The sequence below is a fragment of the Paenibacillus sp. FSL H3-0333 genome, assembly GCF_038002805.1.
GTDB lineage: Bacteria > Bacillota > Bacilli > Paenibacillales > Paenibacillaceae > Paenibacillus_AQ > Paenibacillus_AQ silagei.
In genome coordinates this window covers 4946090-4960009 of record NZ_JBBODG010000001.1, presented here as the reverse complement: position 1 = coordinate 4960009, position 13920 = coordinate 4946090, and the positions used below count along the sequence as shown (strand labels likewise).

The following is a 13920-nucleotide window of genomic DNA, read 5'->3' as shown; positions in this document are numbered from 1 at the left end:
TAGCAATAGCAAAAACTTGTAAAACGACTACAGAGTTGGTAACATTGTTAGTCAACCTTCCGAAGGGGATGAAATGAATTGGATAAACATGATCACGAGTGGCAAAAGGAGCAGGAGCGGGTAAACGGCATCACGAGGCTGCTGTCTACCCATATCCGGCTGCTGTCAGAGGAGCTGGGGCTCCACCGCACGGATGTCGTGGATATGCGCAAAGACTTCTGGGAAGAGGTTACAGTAAACTTCAGCAGCCCCGACGACCTGGGGGAGACTTCAACCAGTCTGCGGCAGCAGGCACAGATTCTGAACGAACGCGAACGCCATCATCTGCAATCCAGCAAGGCGCTCAAAAAATATAAAAAGCTTGTGGTATCGCCCTATTTTGGCCGGATTGATTTCTCGGAGGCGGGGGATGCTGCGGCTGACACCATCTATCTGGGCATCGGTTCGCTGATGGAGGATAACGGAACCTTCCTGATCTACGATTGGCGTGCGCCTATCTCCAGCCTGTATTATGACGGGGCGCCGGGACCTGCATCCTATGAGACGCCGGGCGGACAGATTACAGGCACCATGGAGCTTAAGCGGCAATTCGTGATTGATAACGGTGAGATTGAAGTCATGTTCGATACGGGCGTCACTATCGGCGATGAATTGCTTCAGCAGGTACTGAGCCACAGCGCCGATGACCGGATGAAATCGATCGTAGCCACCATCCAAAAGGAGCAGAATGCAGTCATCCGCAATGACCGGAGCCGGATGCTGGTTGTGCAGGGAGCCGCCGGGAGCGGCAAGACGTCAGCGGCGCTCCAGCGGGTAGCCTATCTGCTCTACAAGTACCGTGAGGTGCTTCAGGCGGATCAGATGCTGCTCTTCTCGCCGAATCCCTTGTTCAATAGCTATGTATCTACTGTGCTGCCTGAGCTGGGGGAGGAGAACATGCAGCAGACCACCTTCCAGATGTACCTGGAGCACCGGCTGGGCCAGGAATTTCAGCTGGAGGATGTGTTCAGCCAGACGGAGAGTCTGCTGAATGCCCCGGACGGGGAGGAAGCCTACATCCGCCGGGAAGGTATTGCATATAAATCGTCGGTAGCCTTCCTTAGCGCCATCCGGCAATACGTGAATCTGCTGGAGCATGAAGGCATGCTGTTCAAGCCATTGATGTTCCAGGGGAAGGCTGTTGCCACTAAGGAAGAGATGGAGCGCCAATTCTACAGCTATGACCCGGGCATCAAGCTGGCGAACCGGATTGAGCTGATGACGGGCTGGCTGCTCAAAAAAATTGCGGCCTTCGGCGCAGAAGAGCGGAGTGCGGCATGGGTAGACGAGCAGATTGAGCTGATGGACAACAGCGATTATCAACGGGCCTATAACCAGATGCGCCGTAAGGGCGGAGGGCATAACGACAGCTTCGATGATTATGATGCGGAGCGAATCCTGCTTGCCCGCTACGTGGTCAGCCAGCGCCTCAAGCCGCTGCGCGGCTGGACCAAGCGCGGACGCTTCGTGGATGTGAAGGCGCTGTACAGCCGCTTATTCGAGGGTCGTGAGCTGATAGAGAGCCTGGATACCCGCCAGCCGCTGCCTGAAGCATGGGATGAGATCTGTGCGCAGACGCTGGCTGCGATCAGGGGGAATGAGCTGGCCTACGAAGATGCGACACCGTTCCTGTATTTGAAGGAGCTTAGCCAGGGCTTCCGGACGAACACACTGATCCGTCATGTTATTGTGGATGAGGTGCAGGATTACTCGCCGTTCCAGCTGGAATTCATGCGCCGCCTGTTTCCCCGGGCCAAAATGACCGTGCTGGGCGACCTGAATCAGGCTATCTATGCCCAAGGCGAGGTGCTGGGAGATCTGGCCGGACTGGTGAGCATCTACGGCGAAGAGAACACCGAGGTGATCTCGTTGACCCGCAGCTACCGGTCTACGTATGAGATTGTTGAATTCACGCGGGCGATGATTCCCGGCGGCGAGAAGATCATACCCTTTAACCGCCGGGGGGAGGAGCCGCTCCTGACGCTGGTGGACAGTGAAGACGATCTGCTCTCCTCAGTGGAGCAGGATGTGCTTAAGCTTCATGCGGAGGGTTATCATTATGTGGCCGTAATCTGCAAGACAGCAGAAGAGAGCGCACAGGTATACCGTGAATTGGAGAAGCGGCTACCGGTGCGGCTGGTCACGAAGGAAACGCCTAATTTTCAAAAAGGGACGCTGGTGCTTCCGGCCTACCTCGCCAAGGGCGTCGAGTTCGATGCCGTAATTATCTATGACGGTTCCGCTGAGAAATACGGGCGTGAACATGAACGTAAGCTGTTCTATACCGCTTGTACCCGGGCGATGCATCTGCTTCATATCTACAGTCTGGGACAGCCAAGCCCGTTCCTGCCTGCTGCTGTGCGTGAAACGGTTACGGCTGGTTCGCAGGAGAAGTGAGTAACAGTTGTACAGACAAAATAAACCGCCTGCGCGTGTGACGCGAGGCGGTTTTGTCTATTCCACGGAAGTGTAGCATCCAGCTATCCCTGTAGGGCAGCTTTACGCTTACTGTTCTGCCGGGTCACGAGTACCAGAAGATAGATAGCGAGCAGCAGGAGAGGTGCTAATATCGAATACCGGTACATTACGGCGTAGCTGGTGAACATGGCGACAGCGCCAAGCAGCATGGAGCCGATGGCGACACCGAGGTCCAGGGAGTTCAGGAACATTCCGTTGGCTAACCCGCGCTGGCGCGGCTCGACAGACTGGATCATCCAGGTCTGGAGCGCAGGCTGCATGGAGCCGAAGCCGAAGCCGTAGCATAGAGCGGCCGGGAACAAGCCCGCCGTTGTGGAGGCGAAGGAGAGCAGCAGCAGACCGGCGATAATGAACAGGCTTCCTGGGATGAGCAAGGCAGCCGCGCCATAGCGGTCGTAGATTCTGCCGGAGAGCGGCCGGATCACGACAATGGCTACGGCATTGAACAGGAAGAAGTAAGCGATATGCTGGAGGTGCTTCTCTTGCCCGTAGAGCGCCAGGAAGCCCAGCAGCCCGCCGTAAGAGATGGATAGGAGGAAGTTAAGCAGGCAGGGAAGCAGCAGCCTGCGGTATGGATTGCTTCCCGCAGCTGCAGCCGGAACTGCGGCCGGCTCCAGATGTCCGCCAGGCAGTGTTTTCGCCAGGCGGAAGCCCATCGGCAGGATCAGAGCAAGCGCGACAGCCGTCCCCAGCAGCAGGGACCCGAAGCCTGGTCCTTGCAGGAGGCTGAGTCCGATTAGCGGGCCAGCCGACATGGCGAGGCTAGTGGATAATCCGAAATAACCCATGCCCTCACCCATCCGGCGGATGGGGATGACATCGGAGGCCATGGTCGGGAACGCCGTGCTGGCCATGCCGAAGCCTATGCCGAACAGGATGCGGAACAGCAGCAGGGTGAAGATGCTGCCTGCGAAATAATAGCCCGCCACCGCAGAGAGGGCAATGGCAAGGCCGAGGAAGATCAGCAGGTTGCGCCCGCCCTTCTCCATGGCCTTGGCCGAGAAGAGGCGGGAGGCAATCGCGCTGAAGGCGAACAGGCTGGTGACAAGGCTAACCTGCACGGGTGAAGCATACAAGGCACTTTCCGCATAAGCAGGAAGGGTAGATAAGGTCATCTGCAGTCCTATGAACAGCAGAAGGTTGCAAAGGGTCAGTGTGATGAAGGATGTGGTCCATAGACGTTCAGAGGATTGATTCAAGTGGGTAGACTCCTATTCCTGATGTATATTTCCGGTGTTGTGATAGATTTGCTCCAGCATACTGCGGAGATCTTCAAGCTGCTGCGGCTTGAGCCCGGCTACAGCCATATCTATAGTCTGCTGCTCCAGTGCTATAGTGTTCTCAATTAACGCCCGTCCCTCTCCGGTGGCAGAGAGCTGGAACGCCCTGCGGTCCTCGGGGTTGGCCGTTTTGGTAATGAAGCCTTTCTTGAGCAGGAGCTCCACGATCCGGGCGGTGGTCGGCTGGTCTTTGGCAGAGGCAACGGCAACCTCCTTCTGGTTGACTCCGCTGCGGTCACAGATCATCAGCAGGGTGGACCATTGCTCGGGTGTGATGTCATACGGCTTCAGCGCCCGGGCGAAGCTCACTGAGATTCTCCGGTGGGTCGAGCCCAGCAGGAAGCCGAGGAATTGCTGTGGAGAGGAAAGAGTCATAAATGAACTGCTCCTTTGTAATTACTTGTTACAACAAGTATAAGCATAACAAGTAAATGAGTCAAGGATGAATGGGGTCCTTCCAATTAACAACACCAAAAAAGCCCCGCTCCGCATGATGCGGAAGGGGGCTTGAATGATTTGCTTTGTTTTAAACCTGTGGAACCTTCTCCCAGTCCTTCAGGAAGCGTTCGATACCATTGTCGGTCAGCGGGTGCTTCCAGAGTGATGGCAGGAGTGAGCCCGGGATGGTAGCGATATGAGCACCGGCAATGGCCGCTTGCTCTACATGGGCGATGTTGCGGATACTGGCGGCGATGATCTCGGATTTCAGGTCGTAGTTGGTCAGGATCGTCTTCAGATCCTTGATCAGCTTCATGCCATCCACACCGATATCATCTAGACGTCCGACGAACGGACTGATATAAGTAGCTCCTGCCTTGGCGGCCATGAGGCCTTGAGCAGCGGAGAATACAAGGGTTACGTTGGTTTTGATGCCTTTTTTGGTCAGTTCATAACAAGCTTCCAGACCATCTTCGGTCATAGGCAGCTTGATGACCACGTTCGGAGCCCATTCTGCGATCTCGTAAGCTTCCTTAAGCATCTCTTCAGCCGTAAGGCCGATAACCTCAGCGCTTACAGGACCAGGGACAATAGCTACGATCTCCTTGATTACGTCCTTAAACAATCTGCCTTCCTTGGCGATCAGCGACGGGTTCGTCGTTACGCCATCCACTAATCCGAGGCGGGTAATACGTTTGATTTCCTCAATATTTCCGGTATCCAAGAAAAATTTCATTTCCAGGTATCCTCCCTTGATTTCGTATGGATTTGACAAAACAGCAGGCTCCACTTCATTATGAGACATGCCACGTGAAGTTTCAACTGTTAATTTGAATCTCTCAAAATAACTTTATGGAATCGGCGCAAAAAATGGTTTTTACGCGGGTAGGACCATTCACGGCTACTTCTGTCCATGATACTATAGAAGCGGTATTGTTCATTACAGGCGATGGGCTGGTGACAGGGATGTATACTTTAATTGCGGGAGTGGTGCTGTTTCTGCTGGTCACAGCCGGAATTATTGCATATCAGAACAGCAGAATTCTTGCGGAGCAAGAGACGGATGCTTCCAGAGCGCATACCGGCAATCTGATGTATTCGGTATTTAATCAGAGGTTCTCTGCGGGCGAGGAGCTGCCGGAGGCGGTGCCGTTGTTCCAATTCACGGTGGTTGAGCCCGGGGAAGAGGACCTGCCGGAGGCAGAGGCGGGAACAACCCGTGCCCTGTGCAGGGTTGCCGCTGGTACGGGTGAGCTGGTGTTATCTGATGCGCAGAATTATATGCTGGGTATTCTCCGCCAGGCCGCAGTGCAGGGGGGCCGGCTTACGTATGATTCTTTTTCGGGGAAGGCTGCCCGCAGGGGTGAGAAGGAACTGATTCTGGCGCTGGAGACTGCGGCGAAGGAGGAGACCAGCTATGCAGATCAACGTTAATAATGTAGTCCTGTCGGTGCATGAAGGCGACATTACCTCCTGGCAGGGCGAGATGATCGTTAATGCCTCGAACTCCGGTCTGTATGGAGGCGGGGGAGTGGACGGGGCTATACACCGGGCCGGGGGCCCAGAAATTGCGGAGGAATGTGCGGTAATCCGCCAGAAGCAGGGCGGTATTCTTCCCGGCGAAGCAGCGCTCACCGGTGCGGGGCGGCTTGCTTTTCGCGGAGTGATACATACGGTGGGGCCGATCTGGAAGGGAGGTACGGCTGGTGAAGCGGCTGTGTTGGCGAGATGCTATAAAAGCAGCCTTGATCTGGCTTGCGCCCATGGGGTCAAGAGCCTCGCTTTTCCGAATATCAGCACGGGCATTTACAGCTTCCCGAAGGCGCTGGCCTGTAAGACGGCGCTGGAATCAGTCATTGGGTATGTCCGCGCCAAGAGCCCGGCAGAGCTCCCGCTGCGGCAGATTGATTTCGTCTGCTTCGAGCATGAGAATGCCGGGCTGTACGAGGCCATGCTTGGGAATTATAGCTGAACGGTAAAAGCCTGTCGGGGCAGAAGCCCGGAAGTCAGGCGTGATACTTGCCTACGGGTGCGTTCAATACCCATTCCAGCATTAGAATCAGATCTTCTAGCCTGGTCAGCTGGGCGTCTAGCGCGGCCCTCTGCGGGTCACCGGGGGGCAGGGGAGCCAGCCGTGACTCCAGGGATCTGCGCTGGAGCGTCATTTCGTTGATTTTGGATTGGATTTGGTTCTCGGTTCTCATGCGGATGCCTCCTGATGGATTATTAGTGTCAGGCTGATTAGTAAGGCTAAGAATTCCTTGTGGACGGGCACAGCCCATTCCACTTCGTTCATTATAACGGATAACATGGAGGGAATAAAATGAGTATCAATGTGAAACAGCTGGCAGCGGAGAAGGCAGTCGAATATGTGAAGGACGGTATGAGGGTGGGCCTGGGAACAGGCTCCACTGCTTACTGGGCCATCCGCAAGCTGGGGGAACGGGTGAGCGAGGGCTTGCAGATTACAGCCGTTGCTACTTCACAGGCGTCTGAGGACCAGGCCCGTGAGCTGGGCATCCCGCTGGTAGCGTTCAGTGATGTGGACAGCCTCGACCTGACGATTGACGGGGCGGATGAGCTGGACGGGGCGCTGCAGCTGATTAAGGGCGGGGGCGGTGCGCTTTTGCGGGAAAAGATTGTCGCTATGGGCAGCGCCCGCATGATCGTTGTAGCCGATGAGAGCAAGGCGGTGACCACGCTCGGGAAGTTCCCGTTGCCGGTGGAGATTGTACCGTTCGCCTGGGAGTGGACGGTTGCTGCTCTGGCTAAGCTGGGCTGCACAACGGAGCTGCGGCGCAGCGGAGAAGACCTGTACAAGACGGATAACGCCAATTATATTGCGGACTGCCAGTTTGAAGCGATTGAATCGGCGGCAGAGCTGGCGCTTGCCCTCCAGCGTATTCCGGGAGTTGTCGAGCACGGCCTCTTCATCGGAATTGCAGATCTGGCGATTATCGGCAAGAAAGACGGCACGATTGAGATTATTGAAGGTGGCCAGGATCGCTAAGCCGCGTACAAGCCGCCGGAAGGGGAAGGCCGCTACAGTCAAGCAGGCGCTTCCACCCGGACGCCGGTTCCTGGCCTGGCTGCTGCTGATTACCTATAGCGGAATGCTGCTGTACTGGATGTTCATCGGGTTCGGACGTACGGTTCAGCTGGACGGGCCGCTCCGTTACAATCTTGAACCGCTGCGGACAGTGCGTTTATACTTTGACATGACCAATGGATTATCGTATGCCAGCAGGCTGGTGAATCTTCTGGGGAATGTGGCGGTATTCGTGCCTTTTGGCATTCTGCTTCCGCTGGTGGTGACCGGTTACCGTTCTTTTATCCGCCTGACGCTTCTGTCTGCGCTTGGCATCATTATACTGGAGCTTCTGCAGATGCTGTTGCATGTCGGGAGCCTGGATATCGATGATCTGCTGCTTAACCTGGTGGGTGTGTGGACGGGGTATGCGCTGCTGCGGCTGGTGCGGGGATAGCGGTAGTCTGGGGTCAGGTATACTTTTAGGAGGATGAGACATATGTTGATTGATTTGAAGCCGCTTGTCGGCACACCGCAGGTGAATGAGCTGCTGGCTTATGCGGTTATAGATGACCCGGATGCGCTGATACGCACTTCGGAGGAATACAGTAAGCTTGCGGCCATGCAGCTGTGCGGCTGGGAGGAGGACGGGCTGCTGCTCGGACTAACCGGGTATGAAGAGACGGAAGACGGCTCGCTCGACATCCGCCATATCGCAGTGCTCCCGGAGAACCGGGGCAAAGGGTATGCGCGCGGCATGATTCTGGAGCTGGTCACCTCCCGTCAGCCGCGTTACCTGATAGCGGAGACCGAGGACGAGATTGCCGCTGACTTTTACCGCAGTCTGGGCTTCATGGTGTACAGCCTGGGCGAGAACGCTGCCGGAATCGAAATGTTCCGCTGTGTCTATGAGGTGGAAGAGACGGAGGACGAGGAGTAAGCGGGCCGAACGGTATCGGGAGATGCAATAGGTGAAATTCACAATAGCCACTCAGCACTTTGCGTGCAGGGTGGTTTTTTGCGTCCATGAGGCGTATTTAATCCCCCTGATGAATATCAATGTAAAATTCATGAAACTAGTTGACTTTTAACGCAAAGGACAATATAGTTTTACTGTAAAACAGTTCGATACGTGAACTAATATGGAAAGGCGGAAGCAGCATTGAAGAAAGACGCAGAAGAATGGATCAACCGCTACGTAGACGCCTATATGGTTGTCACCAGGCAGATCAACGCGAGGCTCCGGGAGATTTTTGGAGAAGGTCTGACGACGGACCAATTCCTGATTCTCAGGCTGATCAGCGGGCAGGAGAAATGCACCTCGACTTATCTGTCTGAAGCTGTCGCCGTAGGCAAAAGCTCGATTACTGCTATTATCAACCGGCTGGATGAAGCGGGGATGATCCAGCGGACCCGGGACGAGAATGACCGTAGGCAGGTGTATTTGACCATGACGGAGTACGGAGAAAGTGTCTACAAGACCTCTGATAAGCAAATGCAGGAGGTTATCTCCCCTTATTTGTTCCATTTCGAGGATAACAATATTGAGCAGTTTATTACGATGTTTGAGAAGCTGGCATTTCTGATGCAGGATGCAGGGGGGAGAAGCAATTGAGAACGATTTTGAAGGCAAGATGGGCGGTTATCGCGGTGTGGGTGGCTGTGGCGATTGTGTTATTCCTCACGGTTCCCGGGATGCCCGATCTGGTGCGCGAGAAGGGTCAGATCGCTGTTCCGGCTGGCTACACCTCATCGCGGGCTGCGGAGATTATGAAGGAGGTCGCTGCGGCCAAAGACGGGGAAACGGTACATCAGGTGGCTCTGGTATTCCATAAGCCTGAGGGGCTGACGGCCGCAGACACCGAGAGTATTAAGCAGGGTGTAGAGCAGCTGGCCGGGAACAAGGATTCCCTGAAGCTCAGCGCGATTACAGATCCGTTCTCACAGCCTGAGCTGAAGGATACGCTGATTGCGGGGGACGGCAAGACGATTATGGTCGCATTGTCGGTGCAAGGCGGAGAGGAGGCAGTCAAGGAACTCCCGGCTAAGTCTGCTGAGCTGCTGGGCAACGTTACGGCGGAGCATTATATGACCAGCGAAGGGCTGATTACGGAGGATACGATTGCCAGCTCGGAAGCCGGTCTGAAAAAGTCGGAATACATCACTGTCGTGTTTATTCTGCTGATTCTGTTCGTGGTGTTCCGTTCGTTCGTGGCTCCCTTCGTGCCGCTGCTGACGGTGGGGCTGAGTTATATCGTGTCCCAGTCGATTGTCGCGTTCCTCGTGGACCGCATTGACTTTCCGCTCTCGACGTTCACCCAGATCTTCATGGTGGCTGTCATGTTCGGGATCGGGACCGATTACTGTATCCTGCTGATCAGCCGGTTCAAGGAGGAGCTTGCACAGTCGGAGGATACGCAAAGCGCCATTATCGCCACTTACCGGAAGGCTGGTGGAACGGTGTTCTATTCAGGGTTGGCGGTCTTTGTCGGCTTCGTGGCGATCGGCTTGTCCAAGTTCATGCTCTACCGTTCGGCGGTGGCCGTGGCGGTCGGCATAGCGGTGATGCTGCTTGCACTGGTGACCGTTGTGCCGTTTTTCATGGCGGTGCTGGGTAAAAAGATGTTCTGGCCCTCCAGCGGCAAGCTGGAGCACAGTGAGAGCCGGATCTGGGGAGCGGCCGGTTCGTTCTCGCTGAAGAGACCCTGGGCCGCGCTGCTGATCGTGGCTGCGGTTGTGGCACCGTTCCTGCTTACCTACAGCGGGAAGCTGAGCTTCAACAGCATGGATGAGATCGGGCCTAACTACGCCTCGGTCAAAGGGTTCAATATTATATCGGAGAGCTTCGGACCGGGTGAATCCATGCCGGGCAAAATTGTCATCAAGAATGACGACCGGATGGACACTGCTGAATATATGGGGCTTGCGGAGAAGATCAGCCGCGAGCTGGAAAAGGTGGATGGCGTTAAGGCTGTGCGCAGCATGTCCCGGCCTACCGGGGAGCAGATTAATGACTTCCTGATTCCTACTCAGGTGGCTACGCTGGCGGACGGTCTGGATCAGAGCAGTGAAGGGTTAACCAAGATCCAGAGCGGGCTGAGCGAAGCGAGCAAGCAGCTGAAGGATAATGGGCCTAAGCTTGCCGAGGCCGCCTCGGGCAGCGCGAAGCTGACAGAAGGAACGGCTGAGCTGAAAAAAGGCATTGACGCGCTGGGCGATGGCCTAACGCGGATCGAGGAGGGTATCCGCAGCGGCGGGGCCGGAGCGGGAGAGATCAAAGCCGGCCTGGCGCAGGCGGCAGACAGCGCGAAGCAACTGGCACAGGCCAATGCCGCGCTGCTCGAAGGGTACAAGAAGATTGGCGGCGGCCTGACAGCGCTGAACGGAGGTCTTACTGGTCTGCAGACACAGCTTCAAGGCGTGGCAGATGCGCTTAACGGTCTGGGAGCTTCCTTCACTGGACTGGAAGCCGCCTATCCAGAGCTGCTCCAGGATGTGAATTACCAGACGATCAAAGGTACAGTTACGCAGAGCGGTACGGGAGCTGCGGGACTTGCCGGAGGATTGGGCCAGATCTCGGCCCAGCTGAGCGGCGCGGCGGCCGGATTGGCCGAGGCCAACGCCGGGTATTCCAAAGCGGCAGCGGGGCAGGCTGCGCTGGCGAAAGGGCTGGATCAGCTGGTAGCTGGTATCGGCCAGCTGCAAACCGGCCTGAAGCAGGCGGCAGACGGCCAGGGGCAGATTGTCGGCAAGCTTCCGGCGATCACCACCGGGCTTACACAGCTGCAAGGCGGGCAGAAACAGCTTGCTGACGGGTTCGGTGAGCTTACGGGCCAGCTTGGACAGCTGACGGACGGACTGACACAAAGTGCGGATGGTCTGGGACAAATCACCGGAGGCTTAAGCTCGGCACAGGATTATCTCAAGCAGATTCAGGATGCCAAGGATGATGAGCTCAGCGGATTCCTGGTTCCGGCAGAGGCGCTTGAGGCCAAGGGCATGCAGCAGGTATTCGATACCTATCTGTCCGGGGACCGCAAGGTTATGACCCTGGATGTGGTCTTCGCCGGGAATCCATACAGCGCGAAGGCTATTGACAGCGTCGGACAGATCCAGGAAGCGGTGGACCGTGCCGTGGCCGGCACCAAGCTTGCGAATGCGGAGACAGCCATGAGCGGCGTGACCAGCACCTACAATGATTTGCAGACCATCTCCAATGAAGATTACACGCGTACAGTAATTCTGATGCTTAGCGGTATTTTCATCATTCTGGTGGTGCTGTTCCGCTCGATGATTATGCCGCTGTATATTATTGCCTCATTGTTAATCACTTACTTTACGGCACTGGGCATCACTGAAGCGATCTTCGTGCATCTGCTGAACTACTCGGGAATCACCTGGACGACGCCGTTCTTCAGCTTCGTGATGCTGATTGCCCTCGGGGTGGATTACAGTATCTTCCTGATGGACCGCTTCAATGAGAACAAAACCTGGGATGCGCGGGAAGCCATCCTGCACGCCATGCGCAATATGGGAACCGTGATTCTCTCGGCTGTAGTGATTCTGGGCGGTACCTTCGCCTCGATGTACCCTTCCGGGGTCCTGTCGATGATGCAGATTGCCACGGTTGTACTGTCCGGTCTGGCGCTGTATGCACTGGTATTCCTGCCGTTCTTCGTGCCGGTGATGGTGCGGATGTTCGGCCGGGCCAACTGGTGGCCGTTCCGTCCGGCGGCTGGGGAGGATCAGCCGAAATCACTGGATATGTAACGTTCTTCACCACAAGAGATGAAACCTTAAAGAGCAGGCTTCCCGGTTATACGGGGCCTGCTCTTTGGCTGTTTACGCAGAAAAAAATAAAAAATACCATGCTAATGTAACCTTATCGGCTTGTACATCATCTAAAGAGTATATGAAAGAAAGCACTGAATGGGGATGCGGCAGCTTCCCGTTAGAAGGGGGCAATCATATTTGAACACCGGACAAGGAGATCTGGTCAGGCGTGCCCAGGCAGGTGACAGCGAGGTCTTCATCCAGCTGGTAAAGACTCAGGAGCGGCGGATGTACAGTATGGCCAAGTCCATGGTCAGGAGTGACGAGGATTGTGCCGATGCGATGCAAGAGACTGTACTGAAAGCTTTTAAAGCCATCTCAGGACTGAAAGAAGCGGCGTATTTCAACACATGGCTGTTTCGGATTCTGATCAACGAATGCAACTTGATTCTGCGCAAACGGGAGAGGGTAGTCGTCATGCCCAATCCGCCGGAGAGCGTACAAGCCATATCTTCGTCAGCAGAAGAGATAGATCTGCGCCAGGCCATTGGCAGGCTCGAAGAGATATCAGGGACCATTGTGAAGCTGCATTATTATCAGGGGCTGACTGTGCAAGAGATTGCCGGGCTGCTTGAGCTGTCAGAGAGTGCTGTCAAGACCAGGCTGCACCGCGCCCGCAAGACGTTACAGCAATCCCTGGAGCAACCTGTAGAAAGGAAGGTGAACGGATGAGCCAGCAGCGGTTGGAGAGCAGGCTCGCAGACCTTCAGGATGAGACTCTTCCTGAACTGCCGGAGCTTGTGCATCTGCGTATGGAGGAGACGTACCGGATCATCAGTGAGAAGGATGATGTTGGCTTGGAGGCGGCTTCAGAGCATCAGGGGACGCTTAGACGTAAAAGAATGCCCCGGTGGCTGTCCCGGGTGATGATCAGTGCAGCATCTGTGGCCGGAGGGCTGGTGCTCCTGATTAGCCTGGGATTCATCTCCCCGGCCATGGCAGAAACCTTGAAGCAGTTACCCTTCATGTCAAGCGTATTCCAGCTTGCCGGAGATTCCGGACTGCGGAAAGCCAATGAAGCAGGGTTAACCACAAATGTTGAGCAGACCGTCACTCTGGATGGAATGACGCTCAAGGTGTCGGAACAAATGTATGACGGAAGCCGCTTCTCGGTGGTTCTGACCCGTGTTCAGGCAAAGGAGGAGCAAAAAAAGGAGGAGTGGTGGGATTTATTGACCCAAGGGGGACAGCCAGCGGGAGGAATAAATAATATCGAGTTTTTGGTGAACGGGGAAAAGGTCAATACCGGATACGGGTTTAAGCAGGGAGGTGCCGGTGCTCCTGACTCTATCATAGTTTCGGCACTAGATGGACCGAATCTACAAATCCCTGACCAATTTGATCTCACCATGCTGGTCCTTATTGATGGAATGGATCAGAAGTTTCGCTTTGAGTTTCCCGTTAGCAAGAAAACGGTAGGCGACCTTGTTCTTGGCCCTGGGGAGACCAAGGTACATGATCATATCCATCTACGTTACACACGGCTGGAACTGAGCCAGACATCGACCCGTCTGCTGACCGAAATTAAAGGAGACCCCGGCGCGGATCTCAAGGCTATTGAGGAAGCAATTCCAGATAAATATAAGGATGCGGGGACTTTTATGATCTGGTTTGAGCTGTGGGATGATCATGGGCAAAAGGCTGTTGTGATTAGTGGCAGCGGCAGCGGTAAAGGGGATACGTTCTCATACAGTATGGTCTTTGAACCTTTTGAGAATAGGCCGGAGAGTGTAATTATTAAGTCTTTCGTTATATCAAAGGACGGGGGGAAGCAGTATATTCCCGAACTTGAGATGTCCGTCCCTATACAATAAAACAAACAAC

14 protein-coding genes are annotated in these 13920 nt (G+C 55.2%); 10 read left to right on the top strand and 4 right to left on the bottom strand.

Annotated features, from left to right (window positions below; all coding sequences use genetic code 11):
- Nucleotides 1-78 precede the first annotated feature (78 nt).
- Nucleotides 79-2436 (top strand): RNA polymerase recycling motor HelD, encoded by a 2358-nt coding sequence (gene helD, locus MHH78_RS22225; RefSeq protein WP_341168835.1) that lies wholly within the window; start codon nucleotides 79-81, stop codon nucleotides 2434-2436.
- An 83-nt stretch (nucleotides 2437-2519) separates the two neighbouring features.
- Here the strand turns inward: helD and MHH78_RS22220 are convergent, their stop codons facing one another.
- The 3 genes from MHH78_RS22220 to fsa all read right to left on the bottom strand — a co-directional run bounded on the left by MHH78_RS22220 (nucleotide 2520) and on the right by fsa (nucleotide 4971).
- Nucleotides 2520-3716, bottom strand: a complete 1197-nt coding sequence (locus MHH78_RS22220) for an MFS transporter (RefSeq protein ID WP_341168834.1) — start codon at nucleotides 3714-3716, stop codon at nucleotides 2520-2522.
- Between the two features lie 12 nt (nucleotides 3717-3728).
- Nucleotides 3729-4172: a MarR family winged helix-turn-helix transcriptional regulator gene (locus MHH78_RS22215; RefSeq protein WP_076074509.1), complete on the bottom strand. Its 444-nt coding sequence runs from the start codon at nucleotides 4170-4172 to the stop codon at nucleotides 3729-3731.
- Between the two features lie 151 nt (nucleotides 4173-4323).
- Nucleotides 4324-4971, bottom strand: a complete 648-nt coding sequence (gene fsa, locus MHH78_RS22210; RefSeq protein WP_036694437.1) for a fructose-6-phosphate aldolase — start codon at nucleotides 4969-4971, stop codon at nucleotides 4324-4326.
- Between the two features lie 134 nt (nucleotides 4972-5105).
- On the opposite strand from fsa, the gene MHH78_RS22205 reads away from it, so the two are divergent.
- Both MHH78_RS22205 and MHH78_RS22200 read left to right on the top strand, forming a co-directional pair.
- A complete protein-coding gene (locus MHH78_RS22205) occupies nucleotides 5106-5669 on the top strand; it encodes a hypothetical protein (protein ID WP_341168833.1) in 564 nt (187 codons plus the stop codon).
- The gene (locus tag MHH78_RS22200) at nucleotides 5653-6207 is read left to right on the top strand and encodes a macro domain-containing protein (protein ID WP_341168832.1); all 555 of its coding nucleotides are present in this window, start codon (nucleotides 5653-5655) and stop codon (nucleotides 6205-6207) included. The genes MHH78_RS22205 and MHH78_RS22200 overlap by 17 nt, the downstream gene beginning before the upstream one ends.
- 34 nt (nucleotides 6208-6241) lie before the next feature.
- Here the strand turns inward: MHH78_RS22200 and MHH78_RS22195 are convergent, their stop codons facing one another.
- On the bottom strand, nucleotides 6242-6439 hold the full coding sequence (locus MHH78_RS22195) for a hypothetical protein (RefSeq protein WP_036729275.1): 198 nt from the start codon (nucleotides 6437-6439) through the stop codon (nucleotides 6242-6244).
- A gap of 119 nt (nucleotides 6440-6558) precedes the next feature.
- On the opposite strand from MHH78_RS22195, the gene rpiA reads away from it, so the two are divergent.
- From rpiA to MHH78_RS22160, 7 genes are all read left to right on the top strand, one after another.
- Entirely contained in the window at nucleotides 6559-7245 is a 687-nt protein-coding gene (rpiA, locus tag MHH78_RS22190; RefSeq protein ID WP_445668061.1) for a ribose-5-phosphate isomerase RpiA, read from the top strand.
- Nucleotides 7214-7720, top strand: coding sequence for a VanZ family protein (locus tag MHH78_RS22185; RefSeq protein ID WP_341168831.1), 507 nt, complete (start codon nucleotides 7214-7216; stop codon nucleotides 7718-7720). Before rpiA ends, MHH78_RS22185 begins: the two co-directional genes overlap by 32 nt.
- A 42-nt stretch (nucleotides 7721-7762) precedes the next feature.
- On the top strand, nucleotides 7763-8203 hold the full coding sequence (locus MHH78_RS22180) for a GNAT family N-acetyltransferase (RefSeq protein WP_076074520.1): 441 nt from the start codon (nucleotides 7763-7765) through the stop codon (nucleotides 8201-8203).
- Between the two features lie 222 nt (nucleotides 8204-8425).
- The gene (locus MHH78_RS22175) at nucleotides 8426-8878 is read left to right on the top strand and encodes a MarR family winged helix-turn-helix transcriptional regulator (protein WP_341168830.1); all 453 of its coding nucleotides are present in this window, start codon (nucleotides 8426-8428) and stop codon (nucleotides 8876-8878) included.
- A complete protein-coding gene (locus tag MHH78_RS22170; protein WP_341168829.1) occupies nucleotides 8875-12033 on the top strand; it encodes an MMPL family transporter in 3159 nt (1052 codons plus the stop codon). Before MHH78_RS22175 ends, MHH78_RS22170 begins: the two co-directional genes overlap by 4 nt.
- 201 nt (nucleotides 12034-12234) lie before the next feature.
- Complete coding sequence (locus tag MHH78_RS22165) at nucleotides 12235-12768, top strand: sigma-70 family RNA polymerase sigma factor (protein WP_340826932.1); 534 nt, start codon at nucleotides 12235-12237, stop codon at nucleotides 12766-12768.
- Nucleotides 12765-13910 carry a DUF4179 domain-containing protein gene (locus tag MHH78_RS22160; RefSeq protein WP_076074525.1) on the top strand — a complete coding sequence of 382 codons (1146 nt, stop codon included), beginning with the start codon at nucleotides 12765-12767 and terminating at the stop codon, nucleotides 13908-13910. Before MHH78_RS22165 ends, MHH78_RS22160 begins: the two co-directional genes overlap by 4 nt.
- Nucleotides 13911-13920 lie beyond the last annotated feature (10 nt).

Excerpts from the sequence above, each read along its gene's own strand:
- MHH78_RS22200 (WP_341168832.1), top strand. The coding sequence starts at position 5,653 with ATGCAGATCAACGTTAATAATGTAGTCCTGTCGGTGCATGAAGGCGAC.
- MHH78_RS22205 (WP_341168833.1), top strand. The coding sequence starts at position 5,106 with ATGGTTTTTACGCGGGTAGGACCATTCACGGCTACTTCTGTCCATGAT.
- fsa (WP_036694437.1), bottom strand. The coding sequence starts at position 4,971 with ATGAAATTTTTCTTGGATACCGGAAATATTGAGGAAATCAAACGTATT.
- MHH78_RS22180 (WP_076074520.1), top strand. The coding sequence starts at position 7,763 with ATGTTGATTGATTTGAAGCCGCTTGTCGGCACACCGCAGGTGAATGAG.
- MHH78_RS22215 (WP_076074509.1), bottom strand. The coding sequence starts at position 4,172 with ATGACTCTTTCCTCTCCACAGCAATTCCTCGGCTTCCTGCTGGGCTCG.
- MHH78_RS22160 (WP_076074525.1), top strand. The coding sequence starts at position 12,765 with ATGAGCCAGCAGCGGTTGGAGAGCAGGCTCGCAGACCTTCAGGATGAG.
- rpiA (WP_445668061.1), top strand. The coding sequence starts at position 6,559 with ATGAGTATCAATGTGAAACAGCTGGCAGCGGAGAAGGCAGTCGAATAT.
- MHH78_RS22195 (WP_036729275.1), bottom strand. The coding sequence starts at position 6,439 with ATGAGAACCGAGAACCAAATCCAATCCAAAATCAACGAAATGACGCTC.